A 21170-nucleotide genomic window follows, 5' to 3' on the forward strand; every position below is an offset into this window, starting at 1 on the left:
GCAACCACATGGCTTATACGATAGAGAACGTCGATTGGGCAAGGGATAAGCATCGACTTAAAGCAATCAGGGAAGATGTATTCGTTTTGGAATGGCGAGTACCCCAAGACAGTGAATTTGATGAGCGCGATGCCAGCGCTTTTCATGTACTGCTTTTGGAAGAAGGTGAGGAAGCCAGCTTACCCATTGCAACCGGGCGGTTAACTCAGTGTGGAGAAATTGGCAGGATCGCAGTGAAGCGCGGTTACCGAAACATGTCTGTTTATCGTGCGCTGTTTGCGGCTTTAATAGAAGTCGCCAATCGCCATAACGTCACTATTTTAAAAGTAAGCTGCAGCCTTGATAGTGTGTCGTACCATCAAGGCTTAGGCTTTAAGCCCGAAGGGCAAGTGTTTATGGACGGTGGCGTAGCACGTCAGCGCATGCAATGCCCTGTAGAGCGTTTTCCATTCCCCGATGTTTCACAAATGCACTAGCTAATACATTAGCAATTGCACCATTAAAGGTTAGCTTAAACGCCTTGCCATAGTTCATCTTGGTTTTGTATGGCGTGCAAACCTTCTGCTCTACTTTCTAATAATTCTGCATACTCCAACGATGATGAATCCGCACTGTCTGACTCACGTAAATTTGCCGCCTTTAATTGCCATGCCATTGCAAAATGCTTAATTGCATCGCGAGCAGTAGCAGCCGTAGACTCAGCAATGTAGTCAGTAGGTAAATCACCACTCATTACCCAATACATCGCATTGTTGGTGTCTTTTATCTTCCATACCGCCAAGTAAGGTACTAGGTAGCGGCTTTCATTTGTTACAACTGATTCAAAAAGCACACCATTTTCAGCAAGGTGCTTATTGGCTTTTTGAAATTGCTCACGCACCCATTCACTGCGTTGCTGATCGGTCATTTCATTTTGAGGTGTATTGTCTGTCATATTATTCTCTAATCTATTTCGTTTTATTTTTAGTTTTTACGTAGTCGGTTGATGTTGAGTTTAGGCTACTGCGATGATGAAACACAGGCCAACAGACCTTGTAAAGGGTGCTTCGGCTTAAACTGCTCTATACGCGCTACCTGACTTCGGCATGAATAGCCAGTGGCAAGAATAGCATCTGCTGGATAACGTTTGACCGCTTGCTCCCAACTTAACCCATAAATGGCTAACGACTTTTCTTTTTGATCGGCTTCATGGCCGTAAGTTCCCGCCATGCCGCAACAGCCTACCGCCACAATATCAACTGGCTGATTCACTTTAGCAAACAAACCCTGCCATTGCTTTTCAGATGCGGGCAACGCCGTTTTTTCTGTACAGTGACTTAGCAGTGCTAATGGCTGAGCTGAAGGCTGTTTTGAAGGCTGCGCTGAAGGCTCACTTGCATTCTTGCTTTTCGCTTGCCACACATCACTGGGTACCGTTTCAAGCCATTCATGCACTGCCAACACATGAAAATCACCACGGGCTTTACCCAAGGTTTTGGTGTACTCGTCACGATAAACTAACACCAAAGACGCATCTACACCTGCCATAGGAATGTTTAGCTGCGCCACTTCATTTAAAAAGCCTGCGGTATTTTTTGCGGTCTTCGCAAATTTAGCTAAAAAGCCTTTTACATGTTCTGGTTTGCCATTCGGTTTAAACGGTAACATTACCGGTGTAAAACCAAGGGCATTCACTAAGGTAACAAAATCTTCAACCACACTCGCATCGTAATAGCTGGTGAAAGGGTCTTGCACTATCAACACCGTCTTTTGCTTTTCTTGGGCACTTAGCTTAGATAACGCGTCGTGGTTATAAGTAGCCACTTTCCCTTTTACTCTATTCGCCAACGTAGGCTCAGATAGAATAGGCGTGTCTACATAGCCAATGGTTTTCTCAATACCGTTTTGCATCCACTTTCGTTTCAAAAACAAATTAACCACGGGCGAGAACTTAGCCATAATTGGCGCCATGCGTTCAATGTTTCCCACAAGATGGTCTTTCATTGGGCGCATGTAGCGCTGGTAATAAATAGATAAAAACTTCGACCTAAAATCAGGTACATCTACTTTCACCGGGCATTGGCTTGAACACGACTTACAGGCTAGGCAACCATTCATGGCGTCTAGCACTTCGTGAGAAAAATCGTCTTGTTTGTTTCGGCTATTACTAAAGCGCTGCCACCAAGACGTATCGAATTGTTCAGCACTTAGTGTTTTAGTGTCTACTCCATCTTTCGCGAGCAAACGTATCCATTCACGAATAAGGCCCGCACGGCCTTTCGGGCTATGGCGTCTATCACGAGTCACTTTACTCGATGGGCACATAGGTGACGTAGTGTCGTAGTTAAAGCACAAGCCATTACCATTACATTCCATGGCAGGCGCAAAAGCTTCTTTAAACGTGAGTGGAATAGTTCTATCGAATGTTGCGCGTTTCGTATCGCTAACCTTTACCAAGCTCTCAGTACTATCTAAAGGCGTACACACCTTGCCTGGGTTCATTTTATTAAGCGGGTCAAATGCGCTTTTTATTTTACGCAATTCGGTAAATAACATGTCACCGAAAAAGGCGGGACCATACTCGCTGCGATAACCTTTACCGTGCTCGCCCCACATTAAGCCGCCATATTTAGCCACTAACGCGACTACTTCATCTGATATTTGATGCATCAACTTTTCTTGTTCAACATCGCATAAATCAAGAGCTGGCCGTACGTGTAACACACCTGCATCAACGTGCCCGAACATACCGTATTTTAAACCATGGCTGTCTAGCAGAGCCCTAAATTCCATGATGAAATCGGCCAAATTTTCAGGCGGCACTGCAGTATCTTCTGCAAAGGCGATTGGCTTTTGCACCCCTTTGGTTTTACCCAACAGGCCAACAGACTTTTTACGCATGGCGTATATTTTACCAATATCCGCCTTATCAAACGTAACCTGATAACCAATTACCCCGCCCTCGCCAGTTTCAGCAGCGGCGGTAAGCCTGGCTTCTAGCTCGGCAATGCGGGTGCGAATTTCTTCTTCATCGTTGCTGTTGTACTCCACCATATTTAAGCCCAACATTTCCTTATGTGGAACGTCGGTAATTAAATTGGCAATGGAGTGCCAGATAATATCGGTTTTAGCTAGGTTTAATACTTTAGAGTCTACCGTTTCAACAGACGTGGCATTTGCTTTTACCATTTCGGGAGCATGACGAAGCGCCGATTCAAAGGTATCGTACTTAATATTAACTAAGGCTTTATGTTTCGCGATGGGCGTAAGAGAAAGCTTAGCTTCGGCCACCATAGCTAACGAGCCTTCAGCGCCGGTAATCAAGCGGCTCACATCTATAAGCTGCTCGGTTTCATTATAGGCGTGCTCTAAATCGTAACCGGTTAAAAAGCGGTTTAAACGGGGGAATTTTTCAATAATGGCATCGCGTTTATCTACGCAAGTAGCAAGTACTTGGCGTAAAATACCCACATAGGCGCTGTTATCTGCGTTTGTGTCAGCTATTTCTTTCGCTTCTTGCACACTAATTGGTGTGGTGTTTAATACTTCACCGTTAGCCAGCACCGAAGTTAAGCCCAATACATGGTCGCTGGTTTTACCGTAAACCAACGAGCCCTGCCCCGACGCATCGGTACTAATCATCCCACCTACCGTAGCGCGGTTACTAGTAGAAAGATCAGGGGAAAAGAAAAATCCATGGGGGCGAAGGGCGTCATTCAGTGCATCTTTTACTACGCCTGACTGTACTTTAACCCATTGCTCTTCAACATTGATTTCCAAAATTTGATTCATGTAACGCGACATGTCAACCACAATGCCGTCGGTTAAACTTTGGCCATTAGTGCCTGTGCCGCCGCCACGCGCCGAGAATTTCACTAGCGGGTGGTCGTTAACCAGCTTGCCTAATACTTGCAAATCGGCAACGCTTTTAGGAAATACCACAGCTTGAGGGAGTTTTTGATATACCGAATTATCGGTGGCCACAGCAAGACGGCTGGCATAGCTGTACTCAACATCGCCGGTAAAAGCGGTACTAGCAAGCTGTTCTAGATATGTCTGATAATGTGTTAAAAGACTCTGCTGGGGCACCACACGTGGCAAACTCATTGTGCTCAATTGCTGTAAAACCTCTGGAAATGCGATTGTGAGCTAGTATAACCACAGCGCTTGCGAGTCTCTAGCCAATTACACATATTTCATGTGGTTTTAATGACTAATTTTGCACTTTATATAACTGGATGCCTTTTTAATGCCGGCTTATTTTGCGAATGAGAATATCTTAGAAAATCACAGGTTAGCCATTCAGCTTTAATTATTGCACAATGCTCGCTCTTCTATTTTCAATAAAAGGAAAGCGCATATGTCTTTTACAGTAAACAGTTATTTTGATGACAAGGTTCGTTCAATTGCATTTGAGTCAGCAAATGGCCCCTGTACTTCAGGCGTAATGGCGCCAGGTGAGTACACCTTCAACACCAGTCAGCACGAAGTAATGAAAGTAATGGAAGGTGAAATGACCGTTAAACTTCCAGGTTCAAACGACTGGCAGTCTTTCAAAACGGGAACAGAGTTTACTATTGATGCAAACCTTTCTTTCGATGTAAAAATTGAAACACCTACTGCTTATCTTTGTTTTTATAGCTAGCTGAAGTTTATTGCTTAGGCTTACCTAACGCTGCACTTGTTAATAATGCAGGTGACAGCGTTGGGTGAATTTGATGCAGGTAAGTTAATTGTAGCTATATTTTTTGCTGCTTTATCTATTTGCTAATAGCGATTCCCTATCCCTTTTGGAACGCTTCAATCATACGCGAAGAATAAACAATCGTTCTAGGCACTCTGCGTTAGACAACTATTTTTTAGCGTACCTTTCGCCATAAATGCCACTTGTCATTTGTTTTACCTAAGCGCTTTTATTTATAGAGCTTAATTTGTAGTACTTTTATGGTCTTCTAGCTAAATTAAACTTACTACACCATAATACAAAGTAAATGAGTCAAATACTCCTTCAGCCCCGAACATACCGTTTTTGTACCTTTAATTTGTGAGCAAAAAACGCCATCCGGCTTTATTGTTTTGGGGGGTTAGCAGGTAATCTGGAAATATAGATAAAATCAAAAAAACCATAATAGTGTGTTTAAACAGACCGATTTTGGGTCTAGTAAACTGTTATGTGGCAAGGGGTACATGTTGATATCTGAAGCAGTAGGGAAAATTATAGGTTTAGTATTAGCACATAGTGTTTTGATTGGCAGTGATTTACAAGAAGGTGAGCTATTAGTTCCTTTAGTTATTTACTATCTAGGTGAAAACCGAGAAATTAAAACCTTTGAAGCTGTCACACAACAAAATGCGGTTATTCTTGGGCAAGAATTTTTACATTCTTTGTCACAAAAGTCTGATAGCTGGGCATATGTTCAAGATGGATTAATAACCCTAGAAAACGGCAGTAAGCAAGATGTTTATTTTATCAAAGCTTGGGCTAAGGGAATGTCAGAACCTATGGAGCTATACCAAATGTATAATACACAGCCTTTCGCATTGGTCGACAATATTAAAGTGTTAAATTATGCAGATACTGGTTTAACCCCAAAAGATGCTGACTCTTTTGTTGCAGCGCTAGATGAAGGTATATTTTCACATCCATCAGCTAGTGAAGAAGACATAGGAAAGTGGTTTAAATAAGCTGCCATATAACAAGCAAATCAACAGGAGATATCATGGAAGAAATTAGCATTTATCAAGTAATTATAATACTAGTTATCGTTTCAGCTCTGTTTGTTCAGCAGGTGCTATTGAAAGCAAATAAGTTTAAAAAAGTGCGCTATACAAGGAACCAACGTTTGGGCTTTGCTATCGCTTCGGCATTCCCTATATTAGCTTTTAGCTACATATCAAACAATCCAGTGCTCATCCCTTTCGCAGTAGCCATGGGTTCATTGGTATATTTTAAAGAAAACTGGTACGCGTTGAAAAAAAAAGAATTAGGTAGAGGTGATGTTAGAAATGTCCGCTAGCAGATGCATCAAACTTCTCTTCGCTAGTAAGGGCAATTACTCGCTGGCCTTCGGCCAAAACGCGCCGTATTTTCCGTTTAGCTTGAGCGTTATAGGTAAATAGTTTTGACTCCCATTGAAATTGCAATTGAGTTTCAAAAACGAAGGAAAAAATGGATCTTAGTATCGGAATAATCACATTAGTTTTGAGTTTAATGGTATGGATCATGTTCACATTCACAAATTATACTTGTCCAAACGGTGGAATATCATTATTTGTGGAATAGCTACCAAGACTCATGTAGTCAAATTAAGGAAATATTTAGCACCGTGAATTTAATATTGTTTGATTTTGACAAAACAATAATAAACAAAGATACCGGCGCCGAGTATATGAAGTTCATGGTGCAACGCAATCCTATTCGGTTTGTATTATGCTTCTTCGCGCTACCTTTCACCCTGCCCTTTTTGATACTGAATAAAACGAAGTTTATTGGTTTCTCTGTGCTTCTGTGGCTAGTGACGTGTGGAATGTCTCCTAAAAAAATTGTTACTTTACGCAAGCATTTTATTAATAGGTATTTGGAAAATAAGGCTACCGTTATATATAAAAACGCAATTGAACAGTTAATTTCACATGCCCAAAATAAGGACAGAGTAGTGATTGTCAGTGGTGCATCAGAATGGATGGTTAAGCGTATTATTGTAAAGCTGTGTATTCCAATGCTGGAGTTCGCTTGCTCTGAAGAAACTCGGCTCGCTGGAGGTATGGTCAGCAAGTTTCATTGTTATTCAACTAAGAAAGTTGAACGCATCAAAATGCGCTATAACCTTGAAGAATACGAAACAATTATAGGTTACTCCGATAGTTCAATTGATATCCCCCTTTTACGCCTTTGCAATCAACAAATCATAGTTAATCCAAAGCCGAACTGCGGTACGAAGCTGACTAAATCTTTTGGGAAATCGATGAAAATAGTGAAGTGGGTATAGCGACGCAAACAGCGAAGTAAAGTCCGAAGAAAGAGCCGTAAAGAAAGTCAAAGCACTTTGAAAATTACCAATGTACGTTGACCCAATCTATGTAAATACAGCGCTTTATTCAAACAGTTCGCACAAATAGTCAGAGCCATTTTCAATCGCGCCACTGGGGCTTAAGCTGTAGTCATAAGACCAGCTTAGCTCGCGTTTCACCACAGTTATCTATTAGGTAAGTGGTACTGAAGCGCTGCCAGACGAGTCAGAGTTACAACCTGATAAGGTAACAGGATATTTTAGAATGAAAATGTGTCCTGTCCCTGAGGGATCCCCACGAATTTAATTCCATACGGTTCCAGCCCAGGCCCCCTCGATGATGGAGCTGTACCATTTGAGTGCAGCTTTCCACTGCCGCATAGAGAACCGTATTCGGCAAGCAATAGCCCTGAGTCCAAGGTAGTGGAATGAGAGTACGCTTCTGGTTTCGGTATTGGCTTGGAAGCGCCGATGCTTATTCGAAGAGACGAGCACCATACCCAGTAATATAGCCACGAGTGACGCTAACGTCGCAAGCAATATCAATATGCTAAGGCGGCTCTTTTTCACAGTTTTGCTTTGTTCATAACCAAGTCCGAACTTGGTGCTTTTCATGTCTCTGAAGCCCTCTTCAATCTGCATGCGCTGGCGATAAATAGCCACAACTTGTTTCGATAAGCTTCGATGAGGTGCTAGCGATGTCGCTAACAGCCACGGGGCTTTTGCTCCTTGTGCGTGAACTTTCGAACGCTTTGATGCCTTGCGTGTACCATCTGGATTTGAAGCGTGGCGTCCTTTCGTTTTCTGTTTAAAGAGAATAAGCGTACAGGAAAAGGGGTTGCTTCTTACTATTTGGCTGTTACCAAAACGCTTCGGTCGACAGGTCGCTTGGGCGTAGAGGTGGCGTATACACTGCCAACTATTACCGTTGTTGAGCGAGTAAAAGTGAGGTTTGCGAACGCGTCCGACAACGTCCCATCCTAGCGCTAAGACTTCTCTAAACCAGGGCGATTTATACCCTGCGTCGGTGACGATAATGGGCCGACAGTGGGAAGGTAATATGGCATGCAGCGTCTTTAAGAATGCCTTGTGCGTAGCTGGCTTTTCTTTAGTCTTGTTGCAGTGCACTTCTTGATAAAGTGTGATGGGCCGACCTTTCAAAGATATTGCTGCGCGTAAAAGGAAATGCGCTTTACAGTCATCTAGATCTGACCAGTCGATTGAGATAACAGGGCGTGAAGTGCTGCCACAAAATAGTTGGCAGATAGATGCGTAGATAAGCGGTGTTTCGTTTAACAAATGTGGGTTTGAAAGCAAACGGTCTGCACGCTTAATCCGATGCTTTTCAAAGGCTTTAGTATTAATCCCTCGACCTATGCTCGTTACAGTAGCTGCGCTTCCGATAAGCAAGCTTTTGACGCACGCTGTTACCGCATCTAGTCGAGTTTTATGCACATTGTAGCTGACAAGCGAAACGACTTTGTTCACAATAGATAAAGCATTCATGGCTGTTTGGTCTCGGTGATTTTTGGCGATTGATCTGATCACCAAACATCATGAATGTTCCTATCTTTTTTATCTCACTGATATCGCTATATTATTCGTGGGGATACCTCAGATTCTGCCCCCTTATTTTATCCCCACATACTTATAAAGCTGTTCTTTCGCCGGTTTCTGTAAGCCGATAAAAGTTTTCCCTTTCAATCAATAACGCCTCAGAATGTTTTGTTGGAAAACTTCCTCGATAGTCATTAGGGTGCTTCACGTCAATAGCGAACACGCGGCCATCAAATTGCTTATTTACCTTAAACTGCAAGGTGTGACCTACCGTTATTGAGCGAGCATCAAATTTATCTAATGTTTGCTGTATAGATGTATTGCTGGCGTCACCTTTGAAATACCCTCGATACCATGCCAGTCCAGTCTCGGTTGAAATTAACGATTCAGTTACCTTGTCAGCCACGCCGGGGAAATACATTTGTCGATAATAAGCTTTAGACTTGTTGTTTATCTGTTGCAAACTTAAATCAAGGTTCGCGATATCTTCATGAATACCGCCATGTACAAACAAATGGCCATTAATTTTTTCAATGGTATTTTTACTGGCAAGCCAGCGCCCTATATATGAATTGTGACTGAATAAATCGGCTTGGCTTTTGCCAATTAAGCCCGCAATGGGAATATACTTATTGGCCGCCGATTTAAAATTGCCTTGAAGGTTTTTCAGCTCGTGATTGCCAATAATATAATGCACCACCCCACCCGCTTTTTGGGCATCTTGTTCTAGCTTATAAATGAACCAAAGCAATTGGGTAGTAGAAAATCCTCTGTCTACCATGTCGCCCACTAGCACTAAATGGCCTTCACCAAACTGCCATTCAAGGTTTTCATTTATAACACTATGGGTAATAAGGAAATCACGGAAGGTTTTGTAATTCCCTTCTAAGTCAGACATTGCCAAAATAGGCGCAGTGCTTTCATACACCGACGGCGTATTGGTGTTCAATGTGTCTAATGGCTTTAAATTGAAGGTAAACGTGGCATCTTCTAAAGCAAAATAAACCTTAAGGGGCTCTGCTGTTTGGTTTGTTAAAGGCACGGAGCGTTTTTCAATGAAGAAGTTTTCTTCTCGGCTTCCGCGGATGTAATTAATTTCAACGCCAGTACCTAGAAGATCAGCACCTACATTATCAGAGCCTGTAACATTAGTGCCTATCTGTGTCTCATCGTTAAAAAATACAAAGGGCCCTTCCCCGCCTACTTTATAAGCCAATGGGGCGTCTCCGATATCGATAGAGCCATGCTGGCTTATTAAGACACCCACACCAATAATAGCCAATACAAAAGAAACAAGTAGAAAATGCCCGACTGATTTCGCTATACGTTTCGCTGCGCGCTTAAGCATACTGATAGCCAACAGCAAACCGTTTAAGCAAAGCCAGAATGCGATAGGTTAATAGGCTAATCGCGTAGGCACTTACCAAGGCAACCGGCGTTATCCATAAACCTGTAATAGTAGCCTCGCTACTTGCCAATATAGGGTTACTTAAAAAGCCAATAGCAACTGAATTTCCCTCAGCTTCTACCCAAAAGGCAATGCCGTTGGGCAGCAATAAGTTTGCAAATGCCAATACAATTAGTGCCAAACCCGTACCATAACCAAAAGCCAACATGCCCCAATACAAAGTTTTAGACAGGCCTTTAGTGACGGATGTTAAAGGCCGAAACCCTTTAGGTGGGGGTGTGCCTTGTTGAATATGACTCACGTAATTTTCGGCAAGTACTCTAGGCGCACCAAGCCCAGACAAGATGCTTTCAATATTGGCTTTTTTTCCTGCCATTTCCTGTTGATCGATAACATCATAAATATGAGATTCAATTTCTTGAATGACTTCTGCTGCATCTTCAGAACTTAACGAGGCCAAGTAACGACTAAAGCTTTTCAGGTAGTTGCTAATTTGTTCCCTTCCACTCATTTCATTATCCTTTTCTTTTTCCAGTTTCTGTCACGTTGTCTGCACCGTTACCTTCGCCGATAGCTGAATCTGCTAGCAGCGATTCCATATCGACTACCGAACGCTTCCAGCGTGCGCGCAGAATATGTAACCGTTCAAGACCATTTTCGGTAAGCGAGTAATATTTTCGTGGGCGTACTTCACCCTCTTGATGCCATTTCGCATTCAGTACCCCTTCGCGCTTCAGCCTATCGAGCAATGGGTAAAGCGTGCCTTCACTAATCACCATGGTTTCAAAACCATGCAGGTAATTAAGTATCGCCAGCCCGTATTTTTCTTCGCCCGCGACTGCGGCAAGTATGGCCAACTCTAAGGTGCCTTTGCGAAGTTGCGCATCCCACTTCGCACTTGGATTTGAAGCTTCTGTCATGATCTTCCAGCTAGGTTAAACTTATTACTATGCAATACATAGTATAGTTTATAGCATAGTGATTAAACAAAATACACTTTTCTCTTTTAGCGGAGCGTGTTGGTGGTTTTGATCAATTAGCGAAGTACGCTAATCTACTTTGTTATTTAGTTTGTTATTTAATTTGGGGGAATTAGGCGGTAATCTGGATTTATTCACCAAAGGAAAATGTGCCCACATGGAATATCTCTATTTAGTAGCCTTGCTTATATTTCTGTTTACTTTTTTTATGTTCCGCTCACCACGCCTAAATAATCCGAAGCATGTATTGCAAGACGTTGGTGATGAAGTGTTAATTCTTCATACTCCCTTGGCAAGATTGTGGCCGTCTCAGGGTAAGCGAATTAATAAACAAAACGCAGCGCGTATTCAACATGCCGACAACATTATTACGGTATTTAATCATAGTTCAAATGCCATCGATATCACCCTATCACAAAGACATACTGCGCTTGTGTTTGACCGAGCTTGCCTGTTATTTCCAAATGCTGAGAGAGTCTCTATTTAGTGGTTATCAACTATATTTTGTCGTTCCCAACGTCAGTGACACAAACACTTGTAGAGATATAGAATAAAACTATTATAAAAATTGAAATCTACCCTGCCCCACCCATGCTAAGGAAATTAAGATGCTGTCAAATTTACGTTCTAGATTTGCACCGATCATGTACATGCAAATTTGGGAGCATCGATTAAAAGTCACTGATACCGCAAAGCGCACGTCCTTTGATGATTACCCCGTTGTAGTCATAAAGACGACCGACAAAGGTCAGAAACTAATATCGGGAATTGGTAAAGAAGCGAGTAAAAATCTTCAACAGGATGAAATTGCCGTAAACCCTTTCTCACACCCCAGAGTACTTTTTTCTGATTTCTATGTAGGCGAAAAGCTACTACAACACGCTTTTAAGCACTTAAGTACTAACCAAATATTACGGCCCAGACCTAAGGTCATTATCCATCCTATGGAAAAAACCGAAGGTGGTCTCACTATGATTGAAAAGCGAGCTTTTAAAGAGTTAGCTATTGGTGCAGGCGCAATAGCAGTAAAGATTCATTCTGGCTCCCCGTTAAATTTTGAAACAGTAAATTTTGATGAACTTGAAGATGACGATAAGCCTACAATTCAAAATATTTCACCGGCTTCAACGTCGGCTAGCTATGGTATCTTTGCCATTTATCTTGCAATATTAATCTTAGCTGTTTGGTACTTAGGCAAGTAAAACAGTTTGAAAGGCCTTGAGTATTAAAATGTCTGAATATTTAGATACATCGAAAATTAGAAAGGAACGCTAGCCCATGAATTAGTGCATGTGCGGCAGATAGAAAATGCCAGCTTAGATAAAATAATAACGCAGCATTATTCTGATTTAGCAGCGTACGGTTACGATAATGCGCCGTTAGAAGTAGAAGCTTTTGAAGCGAATAAAAAATATAGCGCCGACTGGTAGTAATAGGGTTAGTGTAAGTTCGGTGTCATCGTCTACGTCATTTTGCTATTTAAAGAGGCATGTTTTCATTATTACCGTTATCAGCAAAACAAATGCAGTTACTACAAGGTGAGTTCGTTATTTACGGCATGCCAAACGGTAGAATTAATATTGCAGGCTTAAGAAGTCGGAAATACCCATTCTAGCCGCTGCCATCATGTCGAAAATTTCGCGAAAATGATAAGCTTTAAAAAAACACCTAATAGGTTTTCAATTTTTAGCTATAGCAGCAAAAAAAAGGCACAACTATTTATACATTATATTGGGATAAAGGCGGCGCGAATATGGCTACCCACGCCATTTTTGAAGAGCTTGGCGTTTCTTATGAGTTAATAGAAATAGACTTAGCTAAAAACATGCAAAAATCGCCTGAATATTTAGCCATTAACCCAAACGGTAAAGTGCCTACGTTGGTGCATGAAGGGCGAGTTATTTATGAATCTGCCGCAATATTACTGTATGTGATAGATCAGTACCCAGAATCTGGACTAGCGCCTGATATACACTCTCGTGCACGCGGCTTGTACTATCAATACTTATTTTGGATGTCTTCTACGCTGCAAGAGGCCGCCAACCGCTGGGCGCACCCTGAACAATACGTTAGCGGCGACAGCAATTTGCAGCAAGTAAAAGATAACGCGAATGATATGCTCACCCATTGCTGGGGCGTACTTGAAAAAGTGCTCACCAATAATGGACCATGGCTAGTAGGTGAGCAACTTACTGCTGCCGACTTCCACTTGTTCATGGTTGCCTAATGGAGCCGTCGGTATGCCAGTAAAGCTCAAGACTGGCCGCATTTAAATGCGCACTATCAAACCATGCTAAGCCGTAACGCGGTGAAAAACATGATGGCACAAGAAGGATTGGATTAGGGCTCTTAATAAAGATATATTCATAGCGCTTAAGGAATAACTGCCCAACCTCAAGTGTTAGAGGTTAGTAGTCTGACGTTAGTACATTCAGTCCTATTGTTTGCTAGAGGAGCTCATCATGAAAGTCTCTGTTGAAATAGTAAATGCATTTATTGACGGTGACATAGGTGGAAACCCCGCCGGTGTAGTTTTAGATGCGAACCCCTTAACGGCACAGCAGAAGCTTATAGTGGCGCAAAAAGTGGGGCTTTCTGAAACCGCCTTTGTTTCAAACTCAGAAGTTGCCACTATAAAGCTGGAGTTTTTCACCCCCGTACAGCAAATAGCGCATTGCGGTCATGCCACCATAGCGACGTTTAGCAGAATGAGTGAGCTTGGCCTAGTACAAAATGGTCGGATGTCGAAAGAGACGGTAGATGGAACCAGAGAAATAATCATTGATGGTTCAATGGCATTTATGGAGCAATCACGGCCAATCTACACGGATGTGTTAAACACCGAAGAAGTGCGCGCTGCGCTTAATCTTTCAAGCGACGTACCGCTTCATTCAATATCAATTGTGAATACGGGGAACGCCTTTTTACTTGTACCTCTTCACAATGCATCTTCAGTAGCAGAAATTCAGCCCAATCAAGATCTCATCAAGAAAATAAGCGCACAATATGACCTAATAGGTTTTTACGTTTTTTCTAGTGAAACCACTGTGCCCGGGCGTCACGCGGGCGCTAGAATGTTTGCCCCACGCTATGGCATTGACGAAGAGGCTGCTACCGGTATGGCTGCTGGCCCTTTAGCCTGCTACCTTCATGACCGTAAGGGTATAGATGAAACGACTTTGTTTATTGAACAAGGCCATTTGATGCATCCCCCATCAGGTAGCGTGATAAGTGTTGATTTACAGTTGGTTGATGGTTGTATTACTCGTTTGATGGCTGGCGGCGTTGGCCGCTCAATTCAACAGATTGAAATAGACATTTAAACTCATAAGCCACATAACAAGTGTAAGCACTTTACATTGCTCAAAATTATTATATAGCAAGGTGATACGTTTCAAAGAACAAGTTTCAAGGAAGAGTTAAGCATGCTCGATTTATTGTCGTATACTGGGATAGTCGCATCAATATGGATTGTTGTGGGCATTTACATCGCGTCGTTATATTACCCGAACTATAGTCACGCCAAACAATTCTGTAGTGAACTTGGCGCTTTTGGTAGCCCAACCCAAAAACTATCCCCCGCTATTAACAACTACCCATTAGGCTTTTTATTTATCCTATTTGGCTACTATTTAATAGTGGCTGACTCGGCGCACAATCCCTCATCAATTACCCCCACTACAATAATAGGTGCAATGGTGATTATTCATGGCCTATGCACCTGGGTCTGCGGCTACTTCCCAATGGATGCCGACCCTTACACCTCTAAACCAACAACAAGCTGTAAAATTCATACGTGGTCAGGGCTAGTTATGCTGCTGTCATTTATTATCGCGCCCGCTGTCGTGATATTTTCAAGCGTCTACCCAATAGCACTGCGCTTATTTTCGTTTTATTGCATTCTGGGCTGTTTCTTTTTTTCTTATAAATTATCAGGTGCACTGAAAGCTAAAACTCACCCTGGACTATATCAACGTTTGAGTTATGGCTTTCAAATACTTTGGCTATTTGTCTATTCGCTCTACTCAATAGGATAAAAACTAGCATGTGGCCGACACTTCTCAAAAGACGTTATGCTGACATTACGCGAACCAACACTTATTGTTGTCAGCTTTTTTGCTTCAAGGTGTCTTCCATTAGATTTTTAGCTGCTATACAGCTCGCTAAGGTACTTATAACGAAAGTCATCTCCCTCGCATTCTCTATACCCGCAACCAAATACCAAACACAAAACATAATGGCGCTTAAAACAAAATGCGTTACAACAAATTTTAAATATAGCTTTTTCATAAAAATTCCAGTTAAGGGGCCTAGCCCCTTACAGTAGAAAAAATTATTCATCCGTAGTTTCAATAGAGGCGTCAACAATTTGCTGAGTTGCTCCGCCAAGTGCAGCACCATTCGTTCCAACTACCCCCCTACCAACGACTCCCAACGCTCTAGCTCCTCCCGCTAATGCTGAAAAACCGCCTGTAAAAGTTCCGGCAACGGTTGCTCCAGCTAGGCCGCCCCAAGAAAAACCGCCGTTAAAAGCAGATCCCAGTAGGTAGGCTCCAGCTCCAATTGCAGCACCTTGTAAAAATGCACCGTTAACTTGGTCAAGTTCGTCATGTGAAAGTTCTACAAATTCCATATTTCAATTCCTCAAATTATATTTAGCCTCTCATTAAGGCGTAACCATTTTGAGCTATTGAATTTATTTTTATACTGAACTGAGTATCGGTTTTAAGCTACCCAACCAAGTTCGCTCCATAAAAAAACTCGGCATTAAATGCCGAGTTTATATGATTTACCTAAGCGTTTATTCAGCGTTTTACATAACCGCGAACGAATTTAATACGTCACATTTTTCACTTCAAAACTATCGCTATTCGATTGTATCTTAGGCGTATTTTTCATAGTGACGTTTTCAATTACAGTGATCGGTTCGCCATTAGTTAGATAAAGCGATACGGGGGCGCTGTTTACCCATTTTGAATCACTGATGTGTAGGTTCTGTACCCCATGGAAGTACATGGAAGCACCAGTTCTATGGGTAGAACCTTTGCCTACATTACTTATCGTATTATCAGTTATAATAACCGCTGGACCGAAGGTACTTTCATCGAAGCCACCACGGTATATGGTTACCACTTCTTCTTTAATGTCTTTAAACGTGTTGCCCGACAAGGTTAAGTTTTCTACGCTATAAACTCCTAGGTCATCGGTTTCTTTATTTAAAGACAATACCGCACCCGTGATATTTTCCATATGTGAGTTTTTAACCTCGATATAGTCGGCAAAAGTACCAGGATGCGCTTTAAAAAAGTAAAAATAACCGTTGATGTCTAAGTTGGTCACCTTCACATTTTCAACCGACAAGGCATAGTTAATGTTCATAGAGTAACGGCTGGTTCTAATGATGCTGTTACCTTTGTAATCCGGTGAAGCTGCTCCATCAAACCATAAATTTTCAACATCTAATGCGCCGCCGTTTTCTATCACTATAAAACTTGGCTTTTCAGAGCGTATAACGGGTTTAACACCCTCCTCGGCCATAATAGTCACTGGGTGGTTTACTTGTGCAAAGCGAGTTAACAAATAGTCACCGCCATTTTCAAGCACCAATACGTCGCCAGGTTTACTATCAGCAAGGGCGGTGGCAAGCGTGTCCATACCGGGTTTAACGACTAGTTTGTTACCACTTCTAAACGCAACGTGGCTCTCATTTTTAGCGTAGTAACTAGCGCCGGTTTCACTTTTGTTAACCGGTAGTTTTACTTCGCCGAAATTAATCTGCTCAAGCAAACCTTTTTCAGGCACCCACAAACCGTTGCTATTTTTACTTACCTTATAAGGTACCTTTTTAAAACCTGAAGAAAGAGGGTTACTGGCGTCTTCATTTAACACATTGCCTTTAAAGGAAATGCCAGAAACATCACTAAATACGGTAATAGGGTTAAGGTTTTGCTTACCCAAAATAATATTATTTTGCATTTCAGTTGTAGTAGGCGGTGCTGAGCGTTCCTCGTCTGCGCCCGCTCCTAGCTGAATGTAATCACTATCAATAACCACGTTATTGTTCATGGCAGATTCAATAACAGGGTCGTAGCGGTTTGGTGGCGAATTCGGTACGCCATTCATGATCACTAGCGCACCACGGAATCGACGCCCTGTTAAGCCATACATGTAGTTGTTACTTACCGTTTGGTGCTCGTTAATAATGCGGATACCACCCGTATTGGGTTTACGGTTACCCAAGAAGTAGTTGTTTTCCACTGTAGTGTAGTGGCCGTGGCGCATGGTTAAGGTACCTTGCGCTTCAAAAAACACGTTACCTTTAAACGTATTACCGCTCGACTTATTAGAAATAATTTCGTGCTCGCCGTTCGTTCTATCGAAGTAGTTATATTGCACTAACGTATTCGCATACTCTCTAGAAAAATGACTCGTCCCTATACGCAGGGTTTCACCACCATTAGCACCAAGCACTTGGCGTGGGCCAAAATAGTTGTACTCGATAGTATGGTAATTTTTACGGCTGCCTTCAGAGTTCATACGTACCGCGACGGTTACCCCACGGTTACGTTTGTTAATGAAAGCGTTGTGGTCGATTCGGTTGTGCTTACCATAAATAGCTAGCCATAAGTCAGACAGTTGGCGTTCTGGGTGACTAAAATTATCAATGACCACGTTAGTTAAACGAGAATAACTCGCTAATTCGTCTGGAGAAGTACGAAAAGCAATAACCTCACCCGTAGGGGTATGGCCATCGGTAAACACAAGCCCTTCTATTACAAGGTATTCACCTGAAACACTTAAGTTAGACAGGCCGGTTATTTTCACTTTGCCCGGCTCTTGGGACTTTAACGTAATGGGTTTATTTTCAGTACCCTTTCCTTTCAACACCAATTCAACATCATGCCATTCACCATTTGCCATAACGATGGTATCGCCGGGTTGTGCCGCCGCCACAGCTTGATTAAATTCACTAAGATCATTAACCATTTGCGCCGAAGCGATATTTTGAAAGCATATAAGCGCGAACAAGATGAAAAGTTTAGGTGCAGCGAAACAGCGCTTTAAACCCACTGCAAGTACTGATGATCCACTCGCAAATACGGTAAAAGCTTGTTTGCTTAATTTCGGTACTTTCGACGCACTAACTGGTAGTGATAAAACGTCTTTCATAATCTAACTCCTTCTCGATGACACGCCAAAATGGTTTCTTTAAGTCGGCGGTGTCAATAAATGGATTGTTCGAGATAATTGTTATGTCAAAGGTATGCTCAACGGCTACGCACTAAGACTGTTGATTAACGTATGCCTCAGCACATTGAATTACCGCTGTGATGGGCTTTTCTACGTCTATTTTTATGCCGTAACCGGGCACTTCGAGGGTATCTAACTGAGTTTTCAGTAACCTGCCGTCAAAGAAGTGATTGACCCTAGCCGAAAGCCTCGCACTTAATAATTCGAAGCTGCCTGTAAGCACCACCCACTTGATAGGAAGCGTGTTATTGGCGCTTAATATCTTTCTATAACTCTCTTTTAGTGCAGAACACGCTAGCACCACACCTTTTTGTTGTTCATAGCGAGCAAGCTCGCTCGCTAAAGTTTGCAACCACGGCCACCTATCTTCATCAGTAAGCGCCGTTCCACTTTGCATTTTTGCTTTATTTACTTCGGGGTGAAAATCGTCGGCGTCTATAAACGGCAACCCTAATTGGTCACTCAAGGATCCCCCCACCGTCGACTTTCCGGTTCCTGACACGCCCATTACTACAATAATCATTGCCACTCCCTTTTATAGCTGCTCAACAATGGCAATCACACCATTGGCAGAAATCACAATGGCGAATAACAGTGCCAGCCCCAACATAAGATTCAAAAATTTGCCTGGCGCATGTTCTTTCATTAGTTCTCGTTTGTTGATAACCACGAGTATGCCAATAATCACCAAAGGCAACACAAACACGTTAAACACTTGAGAAAGAATCTGCCCTTTTATTGGATTGAAACCGAATACTGGAATGATAAGCGCCACTAAACACGCTATACCGGTAATAGTTTTAAATTGAGTAGATTTTGTGTCTAGCTTTCCTGAGCGGTAATCGGCAATTAATAAGGGCGCAATAAGTAAACAGGGAAATACCGACGATAGTCCCGCCGCTAACGTACCGAAGAAAAATACTGTTAATGCAGTTTTACCCGCGATTGGCTCAAGGGCGTTCACCATGTCGAGTACATGAGTAATCTTTTTACCTTCATGGAACAACGCCCCGTGGGCTACTGCCATTACCGACGCACTAATAACAAACACCAAAAACGCCGCCACAAAAGCATCTTTCTTTTGTTGTTTTTGGTTTTCCATTCCCCACCCTTTACCTTGAATAAACAGCGGGCGAGATAAAAACGTAGCGGCAGCCATAGTTGTACCCACAAATGCAGCCACCATCATTTTCCCACCTTCTACTTCAGGTATTGATGGAACAAAACCCGCCGCCACTTCTGCAGGCATGGGGTGCACCACCAATAGGGAAAACACAAAAGAAATACCCATGCAGGATACAAACATAACCAGAATTTTTTCAAACAACGAGTACTTACCAATTAGCATGATGGCGTACATAATACTGATGACACTCACCGCAATAGCTAATACTAACTCGTATTTGTAGTCGTTTAACGATGGAGAATAAAGCGCCAGCATTTCAAATATAATGTTCGATGAAATACCTAGAATGCCCATTAAAGAGTTCCACTGACCAAAGGTAACGCCCGCAATAATGAGTATGGCAATAGGCCGACCGAACTTGAGGTGCTTTTTAAAGCTATAAAGCGCTGTTTCGCCCGTCACAATGGCGTAATTACCAAACGCATAAATAAGTGCACCTGAAAACAAGCAACTTAGAAACAACACCCACAGTAAAGACATGCCATAGGTGCTTCCCGCTACTATCATAGACGTAACGCTACCAGTACCTATGGTGTACCCTATTGCAAAGAAGGCAGGCCCAAAGGCCATTATTTTTTTTATTAACGACGACATCTCGTTACCTCTGTCATTTTTGGGAACTTAGCCCTTCAACCGCTTATATTTGAACTGAACTGGCTGAAGTACGATGTGAGCTAAAGGCATTACGCCATGTAAACGCCACCGTTAATATCTAATGTAGCGCCTGTGATAAAACCGTTGTATTCCGATGCAAAAAACGCAACCGCCCTAGCTACATCAAGAGGATTTCCCGCCCGTTTAAGCGGAATTTCACTAATGGTTTTGTTCGCCGATTCATCGGTGGTATGGGTAGCGTGGAAACGTGTGCCTAAAATTAAACCTGGCGTTACCGAGTTAACGCGAATACCATCGCCAGCTAATTCAGCTGCCAGCGAACGACTAAACGTAAGCACAGCACCTTTCGACGTGGAATAGGCTAATGAGCCGCCATGCCCGCCTTTTCGGCCTGCAAGCGAAGACAAATTAACAATAGATGCTCCGTCTTCGGCTTGTTTTAACATGGGCAAGAGCGCACGGGTAACCATCATCATGGAAGTCACATTTACCGCCATCACTTGCTCCCAAAAGTCATTTTTAATATCGCTCAAGGTGTGTCGCTCAACCAAGTCACCGGTATTGTTTACCAATATATCAAGCGTAGATGTTAGATTAGCAACGTCGTTAGCAAAGGCGTTAACACTCTCTTCTTTGGTTAAATCGGCTTGTAGCGGAATGATTTCCCCAACACCAGATTCCACTACTTCTTGCTGAAGCTCTTCAACTGCATGCTTCGAGCTATAGTAATGCACAAAAACGGTAGCGCCTTGTGCCGCAAGTTCAGAAGAAATAGCACCACCAATACCACTGGCTCCGCCTGTTACCAATACTCTTTTTCCTGTTAACGTGTTCACGTCAATACCCTCTATAGAATTGAAAATCTGTTAACAAATTCACAGATAACGCTTTGTGCATTTTCGTAAATACAATGATGTCGTAAACCGAAAACCCGCAATTATCTCTGCGAAACATGCTCAATACCGCGTTAAATTCGTTAATTACAAAACAGAACAAAACCGGTTTAGTTTTTCCAACAAGCTAACATAGAAGTGATTGATGTCAACGTTAAAATACCAATGAAATATACATTTTACACTCAATAAATTAACAAATCACACATGCAAAACATAAAAAATTCTTAATTATTTCAGGGGACTAGTCTATTAAAACTTGTAACCACAGTGCTAAATGTAAAAAACGAC

The 21170-nt window shown here is 42.3% G+C and carries 23 protein-coding genes; 12 read left to right on the forward strand and 11 right to left on the reverse strand.

All coding sequences use genetic code 11. The features are described from left to right. The first annotated feature begins 8 nt into the window (after nucleotides 1-8). Nucleotides 9-476, forward strand: a complete 468-nt coding sequence (locus AMBT_RS09490) for a GNAT family N-acetyltransferase (RefSeq protein ID WP_013784402.1) — start codon at nucleotides 9-11, stop codon at nucleotides 474-476. Nucleotides 477-511: 35 nt separating this feature from the next. Here AMBT_RS09490 and AMBT_RS09495 read toward each other — a convergent pair whose 3' ends face one another. After that, a complete protein-coding gene (locus AMBT_RS09495) occupies nucleotides 512-934 on the reverse strand; it encodes a DUF4826 family protein (RefSeq protein ID WP_013784404.1) in 423 nt (140 codons plus the stop codon). Between the two features lie 65 nt (nucleotides 935-999). Then, on the reverse strand, nucleotides 1000-4086 hold the full coding sequence (ydiJ, locus tag AMBT_RS09500) for a D-2-hydroxyglutarate dehydrogenase YdiJ (RefSeq protein ID WP_013784405.1): 3087 nt from the start codon (nucleotides 4084-4086) through the stop codon (nucleotides 1000-1002). 253 nt (nucleotides 4087-4339) lie between these two features. On the opposite strand from ydiJ, the gene ppnP reads away from it, so the two are divergent. The 4 genes from ppnP (at nucleotide 4340) to AMBT_RS09525 (ending at nucleotide 6968) form a co-directional block, all read left to right on the forward strand. Beyond that, the gene (gene ppnP, locus AMBT_RS09505) at nucleotides 4340-4624 is read left to right on the forward strand and encodes a pyrimidine/purine nucleoside phosphorylase (protein ID WP_013784406.1); all 285 of its coding nucleotides are present in this window, start codon (nucleotides 4340-4342) and stop codon (nucleotides 4622-4624) included. 542 nt (nucleotides 4625-5166) lie between these two features. Continuing rightward, nucleotides 5167-5664, forward strand: coding sequence for a hypothetical protein (locus AMBT_RS09510; RefSeq protein ID WP_013784407.1), 498 nt, complete (start codon nucleotides 5167-5169; stop codon nucleotides 5662-5664). A 35-nt stretch (nucleotides 5665-5699) separates the two neighbouring features. Next, a complete protein-coding gene (locus AMBT_RS09515) occupies nucleotides 5700-5996 on the forward strand; it encodes a hypothetical protein (protein ID WP_013784408.1) in 297 nt (98 codons plus the stop codon). A gap of 309 nt (nucleotides 5997-6305) precedes the next feature. Continuing rightward, complete coding sequence (locus AMBT_RS09525; RefSeq protein WP_013784410.1) at nucleotides 6306-6968, forward strand: HAD-IB family phosphatase; 663 nt, start codon at nucleotides 6306-6308, stop codon at nucleotides 6966-6968. Nucleotides 6969-7292: 324 nt separating this feature from the next. Here AMBT_RS09525 and AMBT_RS09530 read toward each other — a convergent pair whose 3' ends face one another. The 4 genes from AMBT_RS09530 to AMBT_RS09545 form a co-directional block, all read right to left on the reverse strand. Then, a complete protein-coding gene (locus AMBT_RS09530) occupies nucleotides 7293-8537 on the reverse strand; it encodes an IS4 family transposase (protein ID WP_013784411.1) in 1245 nt (414 codons plus the stop codon). A gap of 100 nt (nucleotides 8538-8637) precedes the next feature. Continuing rightward, complete coding sequence (locus AMBT_RS09535) at nucleotides 8638-9894, reverse strand: metallophosphoesterase (protein ID WP_013784412.1); 1257 nt, start codon at nucleotides 9892-9894, stop codon at nucleotides 8638-8640. Continuing rightward, nucleotides 9887-10465, reverse strand: coding sequence for an HAAS signaling domain-containing protein (locus tag AMBT_RS09540; RefSeq protein ID WP_013784413.1), 579 nt, complete (start codon nucleotides 10463-10465; stop codon nucleotides 9887-9889). The genes AMBT_RS09535 and AMBT_RS09540 overlap by 8 nt, the downstream gene beginning before the upstream one ends. 4 nt (nucleotides 10466-10469) lie before the next feature. Beyond that, nucleotides 10470-10874 (reverse strand): PadR family transcriptional regulator, encoded by a 405-nt coding sequence (locus tag AMBT_RS09545; protein ID WP_013784414.1) that lies wholly within the window; start codon nucleotides 10872-10874, stop codon nucleotides 10470-10472. A gap of 217 nt (nucleotides 10875-11091) precedes the next feature. Here AMBT_RS09545 and AMBT_RS09550 point away from each other — a divergent pair, with 217 nt between their 5' ends. The 7 genes from AMBT_RS09550 (at nucleotide 11092) to AMBT_RS09570 (ending at nucleotide 14971) form a co-directional block, all read left to right on the forward strand. After that, the gene (locus AMBT_RS09550) at nucleotides 11092-11421 is read left to right on the forward strand and encodes a hypothetical protein (protein ID WP_013784415.1); all 330 of its coding nucleotides are present in this window, start codon (nucleotides 11092-11094) and stop codon (nucleotides 11419-11421) included. A 121-nt stretch (nucleotides 11422-11542) separates the two neighbouring features. Next, a complete protein-coding gene (locus AMBT_RS09555; protein ID WP_013784416.1) occupies nucleotides 11543-12136 on the forward strand; it encodes a rod shape-determining protein in 594 nt (197 codons plus the stop codon). A gap of 90 nt (nucleotides 12137-12226) precedes the next feature. After that, the gene (locus AMBT_RS22595; RefSeq protein ID WP_158306767.1) at nucleotides 12227-12364 is read left to right on the forward strand and encodes a hypothetical protein; all 138 of its coding nucleotides are present in this window, start codon (nucleotides 12227-12229) and stop codon (nucleotides 12362-12364) included. 59 nt (nucleotides 12365-12423) lie between these two features. Beyond that, the gene (locus AMBT_RS23075; protein WP_257720344.1) at nucleotides 12424-12549 is read left to right on the forward strand and encodes a hypothetical protein; all 126 of its coding nucleotides are present in this window, start codon (nucleotides 12424-12426) and stop codon (nucleotides 12547-12549) included. A 138-nt stretch (nucleotides 12550-12687) separates the two neighbouring features. Continuing rightward, entirely contained in the window at nucleotides 12688-13161 is a 474-nt protein-coding gene (locus AMBT_RS09560) for a glutathione S-transferase family protein (protein ID WP_013784418.1), read from the forward strand. A 235-nt stretch (nucleotides 13162-13396) separates the two neighbouring features. Further along, on the forward strand, nucleotides 13397-14257 hold the full coding sequence (locus tag AMBT_RS09565) for a PhzF family protein (protein ID WP_013784419.1): 861 nt from the start codon (nucleotides 13397-13399) through the stop codon (nucleotides 14255-14257). Nucleotides 14258-14359: 102 nt separating this feature from the next. Continuing rightward, nucleotides 14360-14971 carry a DUF998 domain-containing protein gene (locus AMBT_RS09570; protein ID WP_013784420.1) on the forward strand — a complete coding sequence of 204 codons (612 nt, stop codon included), beginning with the start codon at nucleotides 14360-14362 and terminating at the stop codon, nucleotides 14969-14971. A 296-nt stretch (nucleotides 14972-15267) separates the two neighbouring features. On the opposite strand, the gene AMBT_RS09580 is transcribed toward AMBT_RS09570, so the two are convergent. The 5 genes from AMBT_RS09580 to AMBT_RS09600 form a co-directional block, all read right to left on the reverse strand. Further along, entirely contained in the window at nucleotides 15268-15567 is a 300-nt protein-coding gene (locus tag AMBT_RS09580) for a hypothetical protein (protein ID WP_013784422.1), read from the reverse strand. A gap of 200 nt (nucleotides 15568-15767) precedes the next feature. Beyond that, nucleotides 15768-18104: a chondroitinase-B domain-containing protein gene (locus tag AMBT_RS09585; RefSeq protein WP_013784423.1), complete on the reverse strand. Its 2337-nt coding sequence runs from the start codon at nucleotides 18102-18104 to the stop codon at nucleotides 15768-15770. A gap of 112 nt (nucleotides 18105-18216) precedes the next feature. After that, entirely contained in the window at nucleotides 18217-18708 is a 492-nt protein-coding gene (locus AMBT_RS09590; RefSeq protein ID WP_013784424.1) for a gluconokinase, read from the reverse strand. 12 nt (nucleotides 18709-18720) lie between these two features. Beyond that, nucleotides 18721-19965, reverse strand: a complete 1245-nt coding sequence (locus tag AMBT_RS09595) for an Nramp family divalent metal transporter (protein WP_013784425.1) — start codon at nucleotides 19963-19965, stop codon at nucleotides 18721-18723. 89 nt (nucleotides 19966-20054) lie between these two features. Then, a complete protein-coding gene (locus AMBT_RS09600) occupies nucleotides 20055-20822 on the reverse strand; it encodes an SDR family NAD(P)-dependent oxidoreductase (protein ID WP_041452544.1) in 768 nt (255 codons plus the stop codon). Nucleotides 20823-21170: the final 348 nt, after the last annotated feature.

It is taken from the genome of Alteromonas naphthalenivorans (assembly GCF_000213655.1).
GTDB lineage: Bacteria > Pseudomonadota > Gammaproteobacteria > Enterobacterales > Alteromonadaceae > Alteromonas > Alteromonas naphthalenivorans.